The following is an 18108-nucleotide window of genomic DNA, read 5'->3' as shown; positions in this document are numbered from 1 at the left end:
TGACCCAAGTTACAGGAGGCTTTTCACTCAAAATTAAGACTAAATTTATCCCTTTACAGGTTTTGTTTGTTCTTTTTTCAAATGTTTTGCATAGAATCCCATCATTGCTTTATACATCGCAATAGAGTTTTCTTCTTTTCCGAAACCATGTCCTTCATCATATCTAACCATATAAGGTACATCATACCCTTTATCACGTAAGGCTTTTACGATCTGATCTGATTCATCGATATTTACTCTTGGATCATTGGCCCCCTGTACTACAAACAATGGTTTCTTGATTTTACCAATTTGATACACAGGAGATACTTCTTCCATGATGGCTTTTTCTTCAGCCACATCTTCGTCATACCAAATTTCTTTGATAATCTTTAAATAAGGCTTCCAGTAAGGAGGAATCGTTTTCATAAAGGTAAATAAGTTTGAAACCCCTACGTAGTCTACACCACAAGTATATAAATCTGGAGTTTTGGTCAATCCTCTTAGCACAGCATATCCTCCATGGCTTCCCCCATAAATCGCTACTCTATCCTTATCTACCCATCCTTGCTCGATTACATATTTCAATCCATCCTCTACATCATCCATCGCTTTTCTACCAATTTGCTTAAATCCAGACTCCAAGAACTTTCTTCCGTATCCTCCAGAGATTCTAAAGTTCACCTGAAGTGTTGCATATCCTCTACTGGCAAATAATTGAGCTTCTGGATTAAATCCCCAAGAATCGCGGATTCCTTGTGGTCCTCCATGTGGATTTACTACCAAAGGCACTTTCTTACCTTGTAAGGCTTCTTTTGGCAAAGTGATATACCCATGAATGGTAAGCCCGTCTCTACTAGTAAAAGTAATCGGTCTCATCTCTGCCATATCATTTTCTTTAAGTTGTGGCATCAGATTATACAACAACTTGAACTCTTCGGTTTTGGTGTCATAAGAATAATATACTCCGTATAACTTATCACTTTGTAAAAAGATCAGATACTTATCTTCTTCGTCTGTCTTATCTGCAATCGAATATTGGTGATCCGGGAACTTAGCCGTAATTTTTGCATGTAGTTTCTTGTAATAATCACTAACTGGAACTACTACTCTTTTCTCACCTTGATAAGAGAAATAGTCTAATTCATATCCTCTTTTTCTGGACACTGAAAGGTTGGATACATCATACTTATCGTTAGAGAATAACTTTTTGATCACCTTATCCTCTTTCAAGTCATATAAATAAATTTCAGACTTATCAGAATCCAAATTAGATACAATATACGCATCATGTGGATTATCTGTTGAATAGTCAAAGTTTAAGATCGAAAACGTATCTTTCCAGTTTAATTGCTTGATGATTTCATAGTTCCCGTCTGTTTTTGCATAATAGAAATCAAAATTCACTCCGTCACGAATCTTAGCATATCCTTTTAAATTTCCATCCTTATCAAAATTGTATCCAGCAATAGGATTAGCAGCATCTTCATTTTTAAACAACTGTTTGATTTCTCCTGTTACAATATTGATCTTGTAAGGTTCAAAAATCTGTTTGTTGTTTTTGTTCATCGAAATGATCATATGATCTTCATCTTCTCTTAACCCTTCCAAAATATTTACTTGCACTCCTTCATAAGGGGTCAACTCTTTTTGATCAGATCCGTCGATATTGGCAGCAAACAAATGATAATCTTCATTCCCGCCTTTATCCATTACATATACCAGACGGCCATTGTTGGCCCAGCCATAACCTCGGATCAATTCTTCTTTCTCTTCGATTACACGAGTTACTTTGCCCGAAGCAATTTCTTTTACATATACATGGTTCTTTTTGTTCTCATCCTTTTCTCTGTACGAAAGGTATTTACCATTTGGGGAGAAACGAAAGGTTCTGGCCTTTGGTTTTGCAAAATAATCTTCTACAGAATACCCATAGGCACCTTTATCCAGGTCTGCCAACTTTATTAATTCTGCATCAGAGGTAACCAATTCTGGATTACCGGGGATTGTTTTTTCAGATTTTTCCATTTCTAAGGGTAATTCCATTCCGCCTTGATAAAAAGTTCCTTTTAATTTTTGTGGTGCTACTGCCGCTACATATTTGATACCAGCTTTCTTGAATACTAATGTTAATTGTTCATTTTCTAGTAATACTTTATCCATTGGCAGTCCCGTAGCTCCTTGAGAAGGACTATCCATGGTAGCCGCCAAAGCTCCATCCTTTTTTTCGATGTGAAATGCCAAAGGGATTTCAGCTCCTTGCACAGATAATTTACCTTTCCAGGTACCCGTGACTTCTTGTGCTTGTATAGGCACAAAAGACAAACATAAAAGCACTATAAATGTGCTCCAAACTGTAGATGATTTTGTTCTCATATTGATTGATTTATAAAGAAAAAGTGTGTTTCTAATATCATAAGTAATCATCGCTTGGCTTTTGTTACATTCTATTTATGTTTTAACATAAAACTTGCAAATTTGGAAATAACCAAAGCAAAATAATCGCTATCGCACCAGTACCTCTATCATAGATACTTAGAATATTATGGAGTGTTACATTTTTCCCAAATATTGCTGTTCATTTTTTGGTTTTAGTACTTTTACTCGAGTAACACAAATTAACTATCTATGAAAAAATTATATATGTTGGTGGTTGCCCTTATTCTTATAAGTTGTAATCAAACCAAGAAAGAAGAAACTAACACCGATCAATCTTCAGAAACTCAAAAAGAAGCTATCCCTGTTGAACCCAACGAAGGTATTGGGGATGGAGCAGTTTCTATTACCGATAGTTTTATCGGCAGCATTGAAAAAGCACATAAAAAAAGTGATTTCCTAAAGCATAAAGCCATCAGTTTTAATATCAACATCATCTTTGGTGGTAAGGAGCATCTGGATGGAAAGATTACTATGCTCACCAATTCTACAAAAATCAGAATTGACAAAAAAGATGAGACGAAGCTTATTTATAATGGTGAAAAAGTATTTTTATGCCCCGAAGATGCTACTGCTGGAGGAGCGCGATTTGATATGTTTACTTGGACGTATTTCTTTGGTTTACCTTATAAATTAAATGACCCCGGTACACAATGGGACTTAAAAAACGATCTACCGTTGGACGGAGTTGATCATCATACTGCCAAACTTACTTTTAAACCAGGAACAGGAGATGCTCCAAAAGACTGGTATGTCATCTATTCTGATACTGAAAAGAATACGTTAAAAGCTGCAGCGTATATCGTTACTTTTGGAAGTGGAGATGATATCAGTAAGGCTGAAGAAGATCCACATGCCATACAATATAAAAACTTCGAAATGGTAGAAGGAATACCTTTTGCCACCTACTGGGAATTTTATGGATGGCAGGAAGATAAAGGGATGACTCAAAAGCTTGGTGAGGCCACCATTACAGATATCACTTTCCTTGAAGATGAAGGTGCCATTTTTGAAACTCCTGATAATTCAAAAGAAATTTCTTTGTAATTTCTACAACCCGAGATACGATCTAATCCCTTTGCTATTGTTACGCAAAGGGATTTTTTTATTCATGCATATCCTTATCTTTAACTAAATAAATTTTGTGGTATCTTTTACCCTTAATCCTATTAACACTTAATTTTAAATAATGAGTTGGCATTTATACGTACTTTCTTTTATATTTATAATAGCAGGAATTTTTCATTTTATCCGACCAAAAGCTTTTATGAGGATAATGCCGCTTTACATACCATATCATAAATTTTGGGTGTACCTAAGTGGAGTTTTTGAAGTTCTGGCAGGTGTAGGGTTAATTTTTGAGAGTACCCGAATATTTTCCTTGTTATTAATCATCATCATGCTGGTTCTGTTTTTTCCGGTGCATGTCCATATGTTGATCAATAAAAAAGCAGGACTTAATCTTCCGAAATGGGTGTTGATTCTTAGATTGCTTTTACAATTTGCCCTTATCTACTGGGTGTATCAATATGTATAAAAATGGAACCATTACTCTTTCCCAATAACTCGGATCCAATACAATTAGATATGAAAGATGCAGATGTGTGGTACTATCCTGCTTTTTTCACCGATGAGGAGTCTTCTTATTTTTATGACCAACTTACCAAGACCATAGCATGGCAACAAGATCCCATTACTATTTTTGGAAAAACCTATATGCAACCAAGACTCACCGCTCTTTATGCCAATAATACAAAGCTATATCGATATTCAAATATCACCATGCATCCAAAAGCTTTTACTCCAGAATTGTTATCAATAAAGAATAGCATCGAAAACACTTGCGATACCGAATTCACAACTTGTCTATTAAATCTATATCGAGATGGAAGCGATAGTAATGGTTGGCATGCAGATAATGAAAAAGAACTAGGACAACATCCAGTAATTGCATCTGTCACTTTTGGAGAAGAGCGTTGGTTTCACTTCAAACACAAACATGACAAAAACCTGAAACTAAAAGTAAAATTGCAACACGGTAGTCTATTAGTTATGCAGGGGGCAACTCAAGAAAATTGGCTGCATCAAATTCCTAAAACGAAAAAAAAGATTTCTTCTCGCATCAACTTGACCTTTAGAGTGATAAAGTAAAACCCCTACCAGGGGGCGGCAGGGGTTTTGAATCAAACAAAAATCAATTTATGAAAAAAATCCTATCTGTAGGGATTGTCTTTTACTATGTTAACCTATAAAAATCTTCAGTGTAATCTTTTGACCTAAGGTCATAATTATCCTTCTTCAACAACACCAAAGACACCAAACAACATAGCAAATGGATAAACGCACAACTTTCTCTACCCGCATCCCAAAGAAATAGGGTAAAAAAAGCAAACAACACCACAGATATTTTTAATACATGTTTGGTAAACATTCCTAATACCAAGAAGAAGCCAATTACAAACTCTTCAAAAGGAACCAGAGGAGCCAACGCTTCTAACACCTTATTATCAAACAAAGAAACTGAAACGAAGTAGCCATCCAGTCGATCTAGATACCCCGAATACCTGATAACATTATAAGTACTATACACGACCAAAAAAACACCGAAAGCGATCCTGGTAAAGTGATATAAATAAATTTTGAGTTTCATGTGAAGGTGTTTAAAAAAACGGAGAACAAAATTACTAGAAAGGAGTTCATAATCTCTTGTACTTTTTGCTAAATAACTTGTACAAAAATCACCTAACCATCTCGTTATCAATAAAATCAAACGGTTTCGTCGAAATTTACTTGTAAAAAATAAATGTTAAAATATTGATTTTATTTTGTAACTTTAAATACAAAAAGTTGTTTATGAACCGCTATACATTGCATGAAACCTTTGTGGTACACCAATATTCTATCGATGAATGGGAAGCGGAACCTCACAATCATAATTATTTCGAAATAATTTTTGTTGAACAAGGAAATGGGTATCATACCATTAATGATGTCAGGTTTCCATACAAAGAAAATGATATTTTTCTATTGGCTCCAGAAGATACACATCACTTTGAAATCGAAAGTCATACTAAGTTCACTTATTTTAAATTCACAGAGCTTTTGTTTTCCAGTAAGGTTAATCTCCCCGACAGGAAGTATTGGTTACAACGTATAGAACAATTGCTACACCATCCAAATATTATTCCTGGGGATGTGATCTGCCATGAAGAAGATCGAAGTATCGTTTGGGATATTCATAATTTGGTGTTGGAAGAATTCAAAAACGAAAAGATTTACTATCAGGAAATCATCTCCAACGCAATTAGTACCATATTAAGTATCATTGTCCGCAATATTTCAGAAAAGTATAACTCAAACAAAAGAGAGATCACTGTTAATCATTCGAAAATAGATCAAATACTAAGTCATATCCGGCAACATGTATATGATAATGATCTTACCAAAATCAATTTTTTGGCGAACAAGTTCAACATGTCTCAGAGTTCAATTAGTACATATTTCAAAAGAAAAACAGGAGAATCTATCCATCAATATGTAACCAAGTATAAAATGAAATTGGTTGAATACCGATTACAACATACTGAGTTTACCATTGCAGAGATTGCCTACCAATTAGGATATACCGATGAGAGTCACTTAACAAAGACTTTTAAAAAGCATTTTGCAATGTCTCCCAAACAGTATCGTAAAGAATTGGCGTTAAGCTGATCTCGACTTATCCAAAAATTTCATTGAGTACTACCGCAAGTCGGATTCCTCCCTTTTGCAATTGGGCATGTAGGGTAGGAAAGTAATCGTACATATATCTATATCCGAGCTTTTCACCTACATTAGCAGAAGCATACACTTTTTTGGCTAAATCCTGAGATTCCTGAATCCAATCCAAAACGGTACCTTTTTTGATTTCTTCAATTTGCTGATCAGAAAATAAGGTAGCGTTCTTAGACAATTCAGTATAACTCATACCAAAATGATTGATCATATTGCTGTCCCAAACCCGATGCAAATTTGATCCATCTTTAAACCACCTTACCTGGATATCATTACCTCCTTTATCCTCTCCTCTACCCACATGTAGGGGTTGATGTAAATCCCCTACAAAATGAACCAGCATTTTTAAATAGAACTCCTTCTCTTCTATTGAAGAAGTATCATTTTTTAACACTGTTATGCATTTTTGTATTCCTTGCACCAGGTCCCCGTATTCGCTCGGCGTTTCTTCTCCATATTTTTTATCAAAAGGAAAATTCACGTAATGCCAGGGGCTGTATCCTTTGTACTTTGCATCACTTTTAATATCGTCAGCAAAAGTAGACACCATAGCAAGGCTTTGCCCTTTTAATATTTTCGCAATATTACGTTTTGCTTTTTTGGTAAGGTAATTGCTTGCTATTTCTCCAGTCGCCCTATGACCGGTTTTACCCCAATCGTCTTTTGCGGTAATTGTAATTGAAGAAATACATAATATGATAAGTACAAGCTTATTTTTCAGATTCATGTTTCAATATTTTGCGGCAAAGATAAAAAAAGGGTATGTTAGTGATTCGTTAAAATATGACTAGAGTTAAACCGTGCATTGTAGGTTGTTTAATTTTGTACATCAAAATATGATGAAGTATTTAACGTTTGCTATATAACTCTAAAGATACTACCCCAGATATGAAGTCAAAGTTTATACTTATTTTTTCATTATTCATATTTATTTGTTCTGCTCAGGAAAAAGAGTATAATTCAGCCATAGTAAAGGTCAATAGGTATGTCGAAGGTTCTTTAGTTACACCATATTCCGACAAAAAATCCCCTCTTCTCATCTTTATTATGGATGCGGGACCAATCAATCGAGATGGTAACGACCGAATGTCTAAGAATGATACCTTCAAAAAACTAGCCTACGATTTAGCCAAAGCAGGAATTGCAACATTTAGATACGACAAGAGACTTTTTAAAATGGAAAGCCTGGGTATTAAGGAACATGAAATATCTTTTGATCATTTTGTCGAGGATGCTAAGTCAATAATTGATTACTTCAAAAGAAATGATGCTTATACCAAAGTAATGGTAGTTGGGCATGGTCAGGGCTCATTAATTGGCATGATCGCTGCAAAAGAAAGAGCAGATGGTTTTATTTCTATCGCTGGAAATGCGGATCCTCTGGACGAAGTGATTGTGGAGCAAATAGCCAAACAAGCTCCTGGATTAGAGAAAAATGCTGCAGTCGCATTTCGACAATTGCTAGAAAACGGAAGAGCTGTTGGATATGATCCGGCATTAGAGTCTATTTTCAGATATGATTTACAACCCTTTATCAAATCTTGGATGAAATATGACCCTAAACAAGAAATAGCAGCTTTGGATATTCCCATTCTGATAGTTCATGGGGATAAAGACATACAAGTTGAGCTTTCCCAATCAGAAAAACTTAAAGAAGCTTCTCCCCAAGCCACCTACGCCATTATTTCGAATATGAATCATATTCTCAAGGAAATAAAGGGGGATCGTCTCGAAAGTTATAAATCTTATAACGAAGCCTGGAGAAAAATTATGCCCGAAGTTCTAAACAGTATCACTAAATTTGTAAAAGAATAATTATTATCTTAATTTGGATCAACCCAAATCTCAACCACTGCTAATGCCAAATCGCATTGTATTTTCTGACATTGATGGAACTTTATTAAATCCAGAAAGAGAGCTTTCATCGTTCACCATTTCCGAAGTTCAAAGAATAAAGAATCAGATCCCGGTAATTTTAATTTCCTCTAGGATGCCCAGTGCAATGACTCATTTGCAAAATGAGCTTGGTATTATCGATCAACCATTAATCTGCTATAACGGAGGGTTAATTTTGGTAAATCAACAACCTATTCACTCTACAGTAATCCCTGTAGATATTATCGATGAACTAAATACTTTCAACGCTAGCACCAAGGTGCATCTTAGCCTTTATTATGAAGATGAGTGGTATGTTCCTGAAATGGATTTTTGGGCAAACAGAGAGGCTAATAATACCAAAGTAGTACCCCAAGTAAAATCCACTTCGAGGGTTATTGACACTTGGAGAGATGGCAATAAAGGAGCTCATAAAATTATGTGCATGGGAGAAGAGCCCATGATTGATAAGGTTTTCAACTATTTAAATAGTACCTTTAGTGACCATTTACATCTCTATAGATCTAAGCCAACCTATATAGAAATAGCTCATAAGAGTATTTCTAAGTTAACTGCCATTGAAATGTTATTAGATACGCATTTCGATATTCCGATTTCTGATGCGGTAGCTTTTGGTGATAATTATAATGATATGGAAATGCTAAAGGCAGTAGGTACAGGTGTAGCCGTTGCCAATGCCAAAAAAGAGGTGCTACAAATTGCAGATACAGTAACTCTGGCTGGAAAAGAAGATGGTGTAGCCACCTATATTAAGAATAACATTTTATAATTGTGAAGAAGAACTATAGATTTATACCTATCCTTGTATTAACAATACTATGCGTTATTGTTTTACCTAGGTGTAAATCGGCCGAATCTTCTTCTACAGCAATCAAACATTATTCACCCATCAATGCTTCAATCGATCTTTATGAAATTATTGATGATAAGGTAAAAATAGAAATCAGGACCGAAAGTATAGATGCCGATACCATAAGTTATTTCTTACCCAAGATCGTTCCCGGCACCTATCAAAATAACAATTATGGTAAGTATATCGAAAGTTTTGAAGCTTTTGATAAAGAGGGAAAATCATTGTCTGTTCAAAAAGTTGGGCATAACCAATGGGAAATTAATAACGTTAGGCAATTGGCAAAAATTACATATCTCGTCAATGACACCTTTGATATAGAAAATACACACGAAATATTCTCTCCCACCGGAACGAATATAGATCAGGACAAAAATTTCATTCTCAACTTGTATGCTTTTGTCGGGTATTTTTCTGAGATGAAAGAAACCGAGTATCGTCTGTTTATAAAACATCCTGTTCATTTAGAAGCTTCAACCTCTGCCACAGAAGTTGAACCTAGAGATTCTTCAGAAAATATCAATTTCAATGTTGACTACTTTATTTTTAATAGATATGCCGATGTAGCAGATACTCCTATTATGTATTCTGTTCCCGATCGGGTTACCTTTACTGCAAATGGAATTGAAATATTATTAAGCATCTACTCCCCTAATAAAATACACAAAGCATCGCGTTTTACAGAGCAAATGGAGCGTATGATTAGAGCTCAAAGTAATTTCCTTGGAAACATTAATACCACAAAAAAATATAGCATCTTATTATACCTATCGACTACCAAACCAAATGATGCTTCTGGTTTTGGAGCTTTGGAACACGACACCTCTACTGTAGTGGTCTTGCCAGAATCGCTCACAAGGGCAAAACTGACTGAATCCCTAATTAATGTCGTTTCTCATGAGTTTTTTCATATTGTAACTCCATTAAGTATTCAATCCAAAGAGATCCATTTCTTCGATTATAACCAGCCAAAAATGTCAAAACATTTATGGTTGTATGAAGGAACTACCGAGTATTTTTCAATCATCTTTCAAATTACACAAGGACTTATCGGGCAAGAAGAATTTATGGAAATACTGTTGGAAAAAATTGAAATTTCAAAACAGTTTGATGATTCCTGGTCTTTTACCGAAATGAGTAAAAACATCTTAAAAGAGCCTTACCGACAGAATTATCGTAATGTGTATGAAAAAGGAGCTTTGATTTCTATGTGTATTGATATTTTGATGCGAGAAAAGAGCGATGGGCTTTACGGAATTGTAGACCTTATTCACAATCTATCTCAGGAATATGGCAGTCAAAATCCTTTTGACGATGATGAACTGATCCCAACAATTCGCGAGTTTTCTTATCCTGAAGTAGGCGATTTCTTAGAAAATCATGTCGTTAATAATACCCCAATCGATTATAATTACTTTTTGAACAAAGTGGGCATTCAATTTGGCGAAAAGACAGTAAACTCTTCCTATTTTATAGATGGGCAACAACCACTAGTAAAAGCCTCTGAAGATAGTAATGAGATTATTTTTGAATCTAACACTAAGTATAACAATTTCTTGAAAAATTTAGGTATACAAGGTGGTGATGTACTGCTGAGTATCAATGATAAAAAATATCAAGTAAAGAACATTTATGATCTTTTTGGAGATTCTAATCAATGGAAATTGGGCGACACAGTTATTTTTGAAATTAAAAGAGGAACGGAAAAAATGACTTTACAGACTGAGGTCATCAAGCCCACTATACAAAAAACCATTCTCGAGCAAATTCCTGAGGCTTCAGAACAGCAAATAAAATTATTGAAGAGCTGGATCAACGACTAATAATTTTTCGTAAAATGCAGTTTGAGCTTTTATAAAATAGTGTATTTTGTGGGCTATTATCAAAAATTACACTTCTCGAATGGAAAATTCTCCTTTTTTTACTGATGACACTATAGTTTTCGGAATTTTGATGCTTTGTTTAGGTTTGGTATTTTATACTTCATCCATCGACAAAGGTTTCTGGAAATCTTTCTACAAAATAGTACCAGGAGTTTTACTTTGCTATTTATTACCCGCCATTTTTAACTCAGTTGGACTTATTTCTCCCCACTGGAGCGAGCTGGATGCAGATGGTGAATTGGTAGAAAAATCTTCAAATGTATATTTTATCGCAAGTAGATATCTTTTACCAGCTTCATTGGTCTTAATGACCTTAAGTATCGACTTAAAAGGAATTTTTAATCTAGGGCCTAAAGCGCTTATCATGTTTTTGACAGGTACGCTAGGAATTGTTATCGGTGGACCTGTTGCTATCTTATTAATTTCTCTGGTATCCCCGGAAACTGTTGGAGGTGCTGGGTTTGATGCCGTATGGAGAGGATTATCTACACTTGCAGGAAGCTGGATTGGTGGAGGAGCAAATCAAGCTGCTATGTTAGAAATCTACCAATATAACCCCGACAAATATGGTGGGATGGTTTTGGTAGATATTGTAGTTGCTAATGTTTGGATGGCTCTATTATTAATCGGAATTGGGAAAAGCGCCAAAATAGATCGCTGGTTAAAAGCTGATAATACAGCCATTGAAGCACTAAAGGAAAAAGTATCCACTTATGCCGACAGCATCACTCGAAATCCATCGCTTACGGATTACATTGTCATGTTAGCAATTGCTTTTACCGCAGTTGGATTATCACACTGGGGTGCCGCAGGAATGTCAAAGATGTTATCTAATAACTTTGAAATTTTTAACGATAAAAGCTCTGCACTATCCTCTTTTACTTCCAAATTTTTCTGGATGGTAACGATTGCAACTATTATAGGAATTGCCTTATCCTATACCAAAGCCAAAAAATATGAAGGTGCTGGTGCCAGCAAATTAGGAAGTATTTTTATTTATATACTGGTTGCTACTATCGGAATGAAAATGGATCTAGGGATGATTTTTGAAAATCCAGGTCTAATCGCCATTGGCTTGGTTTGGATGTCTATTCACGCCTTATTACTCATTTTTGTGGCCAAAATAATCAAAGCCCCTTATTTCTTTTTGGCTGTAGGTAGCCAGGCTAATGTTGGTGGTGCTGCTTCCGCTCCTGTAGTTGCGGCCGCTTTTCACCCTTCATTAACTACTGTTGGAGTACTATTAGCAGTTTTTGGATATGTCGTAGGTACTTATGGTGCTATTTTATGCACTATATTGATGGAAATCGCATCAAAAGGATAAACCTATAAAGCACTTAAAACTCCCTCTAAAAAGATAAAGTATTGAAGACTGAAAAGGGAATATGCAGCATTTATTTCAAATAAAATCTGCATCTTTGTAACCCATTTTAATTGAATATTTCGAACGCATGAAAAGAATTCCTTTTTTATTAATTACAGTACTATTATTAACCTATTGCAGCTCTCCAAAAAAGAGGGGAATGTTGTTATTTCCGGAAACATTGATGGGTTAAAAAAAGGGACATTATATCTGCAAAAAATTAAAGACACTTTATTGGTGAACGTAGATTCGGTAGTTATTGAAGGAAACTCAGAATTTGTAATGCAGTCTAATGTAGAAGAACCGGAAATACACTATTTATATCTGGATAAAGACGATGGTACTCAGTATAACGATCGCATTGATTTCTTTGCAGAACCAGGAGAAATAGTGATCAAAACTACACTGCAAGACTTTGAAACCGATGTACAAATAACTGGTGGAAAAAACCAGGAAAAATACCAAGAGTACAAGAAAATGCTGGAACGTTTTAATCAACGTAATCTTCGGCTAATGAAGGAAGACTTTGAAGCTACCAAACAAAAAGATGATGAGAAATTGATGGAAAACGATGTGGCCTACAAAAAGCTTTTACGTCAAAAGTATCTGTATACCATTAATTTTGCGGTTTATAATAAAAAATTAGAGGTAGCTCCTTATGTCACACTTAGCGAGATCTATGACGCTAATATCAAGTATCTGGATACTGTAGCAAAATCTCTTAGCCCAAGGGTAAAAAAATCTTTGTACGGCAAACAACTTATAGCTTATGTAGAAAAGCGAAAGAAACAGCAAGAAGAAGCTGAAAAGACCATAGATTCGCTAAATCAGTAAAAAATATCACCAAAAGAAAAAGCTCTAAACAATGTTTAGAGCTTTTTTTATTGAGCCGATAGAGGGACTCGAACCCACGACCTGCTGATTACAAATCAGCTGCTCTAGCCAGCTGAGCTATATCGGCAAAAGCGGTTGCAAATATAATTGCTCTAATGATATTTGCAAATACTTTTTCAAAAAAATTATAATGAATTTACTTTATCCAATAATCCTTTTGCTGTTTTTTCTAAATCTTCTCGAATCGCTTTAAAATGCTTTGAAGCATTCTCCACTTTTTTATTATTCATTCTTTCTATAAAACCGTCAAAAGAAGCGATAGCTTCATCAATAATAGCTTCTCCTGCCTTATTATCCTTTCCTGGGTTTTCTAATTCCCAAGCATATACTTCCTCGATAATATCTCCTAATACGTAATTGATATCTTTTTTGAGATCTCTCTTATTTGCCATAATTATATCTGTTTTATGATGTAAAATTACGATTTTCGATCAAATCGTAGTCAATTCTTTTACTTTATCCATTGCTTTCCCCAAGTGTTTTGAGGCATTCATACTATTAAATTTTAAACGTACCACACCCTCCTTATCGATTACGAAAGTTTCTCTGCCCGGCAACAACCCCAATAATTCAGACTTTACTCCAAATAACTTTCTTAGTTTTCCATTGGCATCTGATAAAAAAGTGAATGGTAAACGGTATTTGTTTTTGAATTTGGTATGAGAAGAAACACTATCTGAACTTATCCCGATTACCTCGGCTCCCATACTTTTAAAATCTTCGTAACTATCCCTAAAAGCGCAAGCTTCTTTGGTACAACCCGGCGTGAAGTTTTTGGGATAAAAAAGAATACTACAGGCTTTCCTCCAATCAAATCGGTGCTGCTTATTAGTTCTCCTGAATCGTCTTTTGCCGTAAACGCTGGTATTTTATCTCCTATTTCTAACGCCATGTTATTGTCCTGTATAAATCACAAAATTACGAGGAGTTTCATATAGTGTTATTTCCAAATCAAACTTCTCATCTATTCTTTTACGTAGTCGGTTCCAAATAACGACTGCAATATTCTCTGCAGTAGGATTTAGCGAAGCAAATTCTTCAACCTCTTCATTCAAATTTTTATGATCCATATAATCTTCAACTTCAGATTTAATATGATCCTTTAAAATTTTAAGATCGATGAGATATCCTGTTTCCGGGTCAATTTCTCCAATAACTCCAACCACTAGCTCATAGTTATGACCATGATATCTTGGATTATTACATTTTCCAAATACCTCTTGGTTTTTTTCAGCGCTCCAATCCTTACGATATAGCCTATGTGCTGCATTAAAATGAGCTTTTCTGCATGCTTTAATTCTCATAATGTAATATGCGAATAAAATTTATCAAATATAATCTTAAACCACTCTGTATAAGTTTCAGGACGCATCATAATGTCATTTTTGACATCCTCTACAGGCATCCATTTCCAATCTGCAACTTCTTCAGAATTAATTACGGGATCCTTTTCGTATTCACCAATAAGTACGTGATCGTACTCATGCTCCGTCAATCCATTATCAAAGGGAGCTTTATAGATAAAAGACACAGAGTCACGTAGTGGAGTGACAAACCCCATTTCCTCTTGTAATCTTCGGGTGCCTGCTTCTATATTTGTTTCTCCTTCCCTTTGGTGACTACAGCATGTATTGGTCCATAATCCTGGAGAGTGGTATTTATGATGAGCTCTTTGCTGAAGCATCAATTCGTTTTTGCTATTTAGAACAAATACCGAAAAGGCTCTATGAAGTAATGCTTTTTCATGCGCCTCTAGCTTAGGCATCAATCCAATTTGCTCATCATATTCGTTGACCAAAATGACTTTTTCTTCTTCTTTCATTAATTTTTTGTTGTGTCAAAATTACAAAATCATAGTAGTATTCGTTTTACTAATTAGCAGGTTTTTAACGCTAAATCACTTTCCAACCTCAAAATGAACTTATTAGCAAAAAATGCTCTACTATTATGAACGTTATTCTTTCAATATAGTACAATTAACTTAAAACAAAAAAGCACCTTAACGAATAAGGTGCCTTTTGTAACTCTTTTTGGGTTATCGTTTTTATTTCAAAATAATAAACTCACTTCTTCTGTTGAGTTGATATTGATCTTTGGTACAGTTGCTATCATTGCCGCAGTCATTAACCGGTTCGGTTTCTCCATATCCTTTGCCACTCAAACGATCTGCAGAAATACCTTTACTGATCATATAATCAACCGTAGACTTGGCTCTCTTCTCAGATAAGTACAAGTTGTAATCATCATTACCATGACTATCCGTATGTGAGCGTACCTCTATCTTCATTTGTGGATATTGAGCCATCACTTCAATCACTTTAGCCAATTCTATCTTAGCATCTTCTCTGATGTATGATTGATCAAAATCAAAATAGATCGGTTTTAAGGACAATACTTTAGCCAGATCATCCCCAACTCCTGCTGATTTGATCTTCTTCTCTAAAGCTAAAGGAACATCAAGGGTTTGTTTGGTATCTGGAGTAGTAACCAGCTTTTCTGTAGTGGTGTATTCTTCTTTCTCGGCTCTTACAAAGTATTTGGTACTGCATTCCAACTCGTCGGTAGTGTACTTCCCGTCTTCGCCTACTTCTATACTTTCGATCAAGTTGTTGGCACTATCATAAACCGATACCTTTACTCCTGTAAGTGGCTCGTTGGTATCTTTATCTGTGACTAATCCTGCTATAACAATCTTACAAAACTTACGCAGGTCTTCTAACTGTAAAAAACTATAGATATCATCACTACCTATTCCTCCTGCTCGGTTGGAAGAAAAATAACCTCGCTTGGATTCATCATCTACAATAAAAGCGAAATCATCCTTGGGACTATTGACCGGCTTACCGATATTAACCACCAAAGCTTCTTCTTCGGTTTGTGGGTTTAAACGAGTTACAAAAACATCTAACCCTCCTAATCCTAAATGTCCATTTGATGCAAAATAAAGATCATTGTTCTTACTGATGAATGGGAAGGTCTCCTTTCCTTCGGTATTGATCGTATCTCCTAAGTTCTTCGGCTCTCCAAAACTACCATCTCCATTGATGGCAACACTATAGATATCCGACAATCCTTTACCTCCTGGCATATCGGATGAAAAATACAAGGTCTGTTCATCTATACTCAAAGCCGGGTGGGCTGTAGAGTATTCATCACTGTTAAAGGATAAACTCTGTGGAGTAGTCCATCCTCCCTGACTGTTCTTATACGATCGGTAGATCTTTAACTTATTGGTTCCTTTCTTATCCTTACCGTACTTGCGTTTTACGTAGTTGTTTCTGGTAAAATATACTGTACTCCCATCTTTGGTAAAGATCGGGGTAGACTCATGAAACTCTGAATTGATCGTACCGTTAAACTTCTTGATCTCGGATAACTCTCCATTGGTAGGATCATATTCGGCCTGAAACAAATCCAAAAAGGCCTCATTATTCCATTGATGTACTGTCTTTTTAAATATCAGCGTATCTCTGGAGGAAGCAAAAACTACAAAACGATCATAAAAGGCAGTACCAAAATCCGTAAACGAAGAATTGATAGAAGAGTTCTCTATATCAAATCTACCCGATTGAAAATCGATCCTTTCTAAGTAATTAGGTTGATCTCCAAATAGTTTAACCCGATTATCATCATTTGCCAGTTCGGTAAACTTCTTCATGTATACATCGGCCTGATCATATTGCTCAGCAGCTTTTAAGGTCTGAGCATATCGAAAATAATACTCCGCCTCTGCCTCACTACTGTAATCATCAATTAGCTCCTTATACCATTTCTGTGCCTCTGCATATTCACTGTTGAAATAATAACTATTGGCCAACTTCTTTAACAAATCGGCATCCTTGTAGCCTTTCTTTATGATCTTTAGATAGGTCTCTTGGGCATCGATATACTCATATCGATCATATTGACCCTGCGCCTTGGCTAGTTTCTTCTCTTGACCAAAAGAAACCGATAGCATAACTAAGGAAACTAAAACAACTGAAAGTAAATCTCTCTTCATATCAATGGTTAGGTTATAATATCTCTACTATTAAAAGAATCTTGGAGTCAGCATTCTATTGTATTTCTTAAACAACTCAAAGCGTAACATCACCTCATAACTCCCATCATTGAACTGCGATTGCCCCAACTCGGTCGTCTCTCTATCATAAGCAAAACCAATCATCATCGAATCCGAAATCTGGAAAGCAACCTGACCCGTCACTGCAGCACTCCAGCGATAAGCAACTCCCAAAGTTAAACGCTCATATAACAAAAAGTTCGCTGAAACATCAACCTGTAACGGTGCTCCAAAAACTAATTTACTCAATAATGCTGGTTTAAATTTGAGGTCATCCGTAATATTGAAAACATGGCCCGCTATCAAATAGTAATTGATACGCTCCTCGGCCAAAAAACTAACCGCTTCACTAGAACTACTTGTAGTACTCTCATCAAAATGATCCGTCTCTAACAAATTAGGAGCACTAAGTCCCAAATAAAACTTATCGGTGTGATAATACACTCCAATTCCTACCTGAGGACTAAATTTATTATCAATATTATTCTCAAACAAAGCATCGTTTTGATTGAACTGAGTCAATTCCTGAAAATCAACATTCAACAAATGAGCACCTCCTTTCAATCCAAAACTCAGCTTTCCATACTCAGAGGTAGGAATCGTATATGAAAAATCAACTCCTATAAAGGTCTCATCGGTAGGACCGATCTCATCGTTGACAATAGAGAGTCCTAATCCCAAACGTTCTGAATCTCCAATAGGAGTATTCAAAGTTAAGGTTTGAGTACGCGGAGCTCCATCCAATCCAACCCATTGGCTACGGTGAAGACCCATAACACTCAAAACGCCTCGACTACCAGCATAAGCCGGATTTACACTAATCGTATTGTACATATACTGCGTATACTGTGCATCCTGCTGCCCTTGAACTTGTTCAATGCATAGTGTTAGAAATGCTAGCACAATTATTAATAATGGTCTATTCATCGATATTTTATTTGATTTAGGGTATAACAAATATATGTTATTCTAA

Annotated in this window: 17 protein-coding genes, 1 tRNA gene and 1 pseudogene; 9 read left to right on the top strand and 10 right to left on the bottom strand. The window is 35.6% G+C overall.

Features of this window, described 5'->3' with window-relative positions; all coding sequences use genetic code 11:
• Nucleotides 1-45: 45 nt before the first annotated feature.
• Nucleotides 46-2355, bottom strand: coding sequence for a S9 family peptidase (locus tag AC0L3Q_RS06770; protein ID WP_473285875.1), 2310 nt, complete (start codon nt 2353-2355; stop codon nt 46-48).
• Between the two features lie 252 nt (nt 2356-2607).
• On the opposite strand from AC0L3Q_RS06770, the gene AC0L3Q_RS06765 reads away from it, so the two are divergent.
• The 3 genes from AC0L3Q_RS06765 to AC0L3Q_RS06755 all read left to right on the top strand — a co-directional run bounded on the left by AC0L3Q_RS06765 (nt 2608) and on the right by AC0L3Q_RS06755 (nt 4566).
• A complete protein-coding gene (locus AC0L3Q_RS06765) occupies nt 2608-3462 on the top strand; it encodes a hypothetical protein (RefSeq protein ID WP_473285874.1) in 855 nt (284 codons plus the stop codon).
• Nucleotides 3463-3604: 142 nt separating this feature from the next.
• Nucleotides 3605-3952, top strand: coding sequence for a DoxX family protein (locus AC0L3Q_RS06760; RefSeq protein WP_073315274.1), 348 nt, complete (start codon nt 3605-3607; stop codon nt 3950-3952).
• A 2-nt stretch (nt 3953-3954) separates the two neighbouring features.
• Nucleotides 3955-4566, top strand: coding sequence for an alpha-ketoglutarate-dependent dioxygenase AlkB family protein (locus AC0L3Q_RS06755; protein ID WP_473285873.1), 612 nt, complete (start codon nt 3955-3957; stop codon nt 4564-4566).
• An 85-nt stretch (nt 4567-4651) separates the two neighbouring features.
• Here the strand turns inward: AC0L3Q_RS06755 and AC0L3Q_RS06750 are convergent, their stop codons facing one another.
• Nucleotides 4652-5065, bottom strand: a complete 414-nt coding sequence (locus AC0L3Q_RS06750) for a hypothetical protein (protein WP_473285872.1) — start codon at nt 5063-5065, stop codon at nt 4652-4654.
• Nucleotides 5066-5268: 203 nt separating this feature from the next.
• Between AC0L3Q_RS06750 and AC0L3Q_RS06745 the strand changes: the two genes are divergently transcribed.
• Nucleotides 5269-6126: a helix-turn-helix domain-containing protein gene (locus tag AC0L3Q_RS06745; protein ID WP_473285871.1), complete on the top strand. Its 858-nt coding sequence runs from the start codon at nt 5269-5271 to the stop codon at nt 6124-6126.
• Nucleotides 6127-6133: 7 nt separating this feature from the next.
• On the opposite strand, the gene AC0L3Q_RS06740 is transcribed toward AC0L3Q_RS06745, so the two are convergent.
• Nucleotides 6134-6916, bottom strand: coding sequence for a S1/P1 nuclease (locus AC0L3Q_RS06740; RefSeq protein ID WP_473285870.1), 783 nt, complete (start codon nt 6914-6916; stop codon nt 6134-6136).
• 161 nt (nt 6917-7077) lie between these two features.
• Here AC0L3Q_RS06740 and AC0L3Q_RS06735 point away from each other — a divergent pair, with 161 nt between their 5' ends.
• The 5 genes from AC0L3Q_RS06735 (at nt 7078) to AC0L3Q_RS06715 (ending at nt 13015) form a co-directional block, all read left to right on the top strand.
• Nucleotides 7078-8004 (top strand): alpha/beta hydrolase, encoded by a 927-nt coding sequence (locus tag AC0L3Q_RS06735; protein WP_473285869.1) that lies wholly within the window; start codon nt 7078-7080, stop codon nt 8002-8004.
• 43 nt (nt 8005-8047) lie between these two features.
• Complete coding sequence (locus AC0L3Q_RS06730; protein WP_473285868.1) at nt 8048-8854, top strand: Cof-type HAD-IIB family hydrolase; 807 nt, start codon at nt 8048-8050, stop codon at nt 8852-8854.
• A gap of 2 nt (nt 8855-8856) precedes the next feature.
• The gene (locus AC0L3Q_RS06725; RefSeq protein WP_473285867.1) at nt 8857-10758 is read left to right on the top strand and encodes a M61 family metallopeptidase; all 1902 of its coding nucleotides are present in this window, start codon (nt 8857-8859) and stop codon (nt 10756-10758) included.
• A gap of 79 nt (nt 10759-10837) precedes the next feature.
• Nucleotides 10838-12142 carry a DUF819 family protein gene (locus AC0L3Q_RS06720; protein ID WP_473285866.1) on the top strand — a complete coding sequence of 435 codons (1305 nt, stop codon included), beginning with the start codon at nt 10838-10840 and terminating at the stop codon, nt 12140-12142.
• Nucleotides 12143-12316: 174 nt separating this feature from the next.
• Nucleotides 12317-13015, top strand: coding sequence for a DUF4369 domain-containing protein (locus tag AC0L3Q_RS06715; protein ID WP_473285865.1), 699 nt, complete (start codon nt 12317-12319; stop codon nt 13013-13015).
• A gap of 53 nt (nt 13016-13068) precedes the next feature.
• Here the strand turns inward: AC0L3Q_RS06715 and AC0L3Q_RS06710 are convergent.
• The 7 genes and pseudogenes from AC0L3Q_RS06710 to AC0L3Q_RS06680 form a co-directional block, all read right to left on the bottom strand.
• Nucleotides 13069-13142: transfer RNA gene (locus AC0L3Q_RS06710), tRNA-Thr, on the bottom strand.
• Nucleotides 13143-13200: 58 nt separating this feature from the next.
• Nucleotides 13201-13467 (bottom strand): hypothetical protein, encoded by a 267-nt coding sequence (locus AC0L3Q_RS06705; protein WP_473285864.1) that lies wholly within the window; start codon nt 13465-13467, stop codon nt 13201-13203.
• 39 nt (nt 13468-13506) lie between these two features.
• Nucleotides 13507-13967, bottom strand: a pseudogene (locus tag AC0L3Q_RS06700) (peroxiredoxin).
• A gap of 1 nt (nt 13968) precedes the next feature.
• Nucleotides 13969-14379 carry a 6-pyruvoyl trahydropterin synthase family protein gene (locus AC0L3Q_RS06695; protein ID WP_473285863.1) on the bottom strand — a complete coding sequence of 137 codons (411 nt, stop codon included), beginning with the start codon at nt 14377-14379 and terminating at the stop codon, nt 13969-13971.
• On the bottom strand, nt 14376-14897 hold the full coding sequence (idi, locus tag AC0L3Q_RS06690; RefSeq protein WP_473285862.1) for an isopentenyl-diphosphate Delta-isomerase: 522 nt from the start codon (nt 14895-14897) through the stop codon (nt 14376-14378). The genes AC0L3Q_RS06695 and idi overlap by 4 nt, the downstream gene beginning before the upstream one ends.
• Before the next feature lie 222 nt (nt 14898-15119).
• On the bottom strand, nt 15120-17075 hold the full coding sequence (locus tag AC0L3Q_RS06685) for an OmpA family protein (RefSeq protein WP_473285861.1): 1956 nt from the start codon (nt 17073-17075) through the stop codon (nt 15120-15122).
• 30 nt (nt 17076-17105) lie between these two features.
• On the bottom strand, nt 17106-18062 hold the full coding sequence (locus AC0L3Q_RS06680; RefSeq protein ID WP_473285860.1) for a PorP/SprF family type IX secretion system membrane protein: 957 nt from the start codon (nt 18060-18062) through the stop codon (nt 17106-17108).
• Nucleotides 18063-18108: the final 46 nt, after the last annotated feature.

It is taken from the genome of Aquimarina sp. KJ22-3 (genome assembly GCF_055808215.1).
Note: the sequence above shows the minus strand (reverse complement) of the source record. Positions and strands in the feature narration are given on the sequence as shown.

Bases quoted from the DNA above. Each gene is read 5' to 3' on its own strand.
- AC0L3Q_RS06730 (WP_473285868.1), top strand. From the start codon at position 8,048: ATGCCAAATCGCATTGTATTTTCTGACATTGATGGAACTTTATTAAAT.
- AC0L3Q_RS06765 (WP_473285874.1), top strand. From the start codon at position 2,608: ATGAAAAAATTATATATGTTGGTGGTTGCCCTTATTCTTATAAGTTGT.
- AC0L3Q_RS06720 (WP_473285866.1), top strand. From the start codon at position 10,838: ATGGAAAATTCTCCTTTTTTTACTGATGACACTATAGTTTTCGGAATT.
- AC0L3Q_RS06680 (WP_473285860.1), bottom strand. From the start codon at position 18,062: ATGAATAGACCATTATTAATAATTGTGCTAGCATTTCTAACACTATGC.
- AC0L3Q_RS06705 (WP_473285864.1), bottom strand. From the start codon at position 13,467: ATGGCAAATAAGAGAGATCTCAAAAAAGATATCAATTACGTATTAGGA.
- AC0L3Q_RS06755 (WP_473285873.1), top strand. From the start codon at position 3,955: ATGGAACCATTACTCTTTCCCAATAACTCGGATCCAATACAATTAGAT.
- AC0L3Q_RS06745 (WP_473285871.1), top strand. From the start codon at position 5,269: ATGAACCGCTATACATTGCATGAAACCTTTGTGGTACACCAATATTCT.
- AC0L3Q_RS06685 (WP_473285861.1), bottom strand. From the start codon at position 17,075: ATGAAGAGAGATTTACTTTCAGTTGTTTTAGTTTCCTTAGTTATGCTA.
- AC0L3Q_RS06750 (WP_473285872.1), bottom strand. From the start codon at position 5,065: ATGAAACTCAAAATTTATTTATATCACTTTACCAGGATCGCTTTCGGT.
- AC0L3Q_RS06740 (WP_473285870.1), bottom strand. From the start codon at position 6,916: ATGAATCTGAAAAATAAGCTTGTACTTATCATATTATGTATTTCTTCA.
- AC0L3Q_RS06760 (WP_073315274.1), top strand. From the start codon at position 3,605: ATGAGTTGGCATTTATACGTACTTTCTTTTATATTTATAATAGCAGGA.
- idi (WP_473285862.1), bottom strand. From the start codon at position 14,897: ATGAAAGAAGAAGAAAAAGTCATTTTGGTCAACGAATATGATGAGCAA.
- AC0L3Q_RS06735 (WP_473285869.1), top strand. From the start codon at position 7,078: ATGAAGTCAAAGTTTATACTTATTTTTTCATTATTCATATTTATTTGT.
- AC0L3Q_RS06770 (WP_473285875.1), bottom strand. From the start codon at position 2,355: ATGAGAACAAAATCATCTACAGTTTGGAGCACATTTATAGTGCTTTTA.
- AC0L3Q_RS06695 (WP_473285863.1), bottom strand. From the start codon at position 14,379: ATGAGAATTAAAGCATGCAGAAAAGCTCATTTTAATGCAGCACATAGG.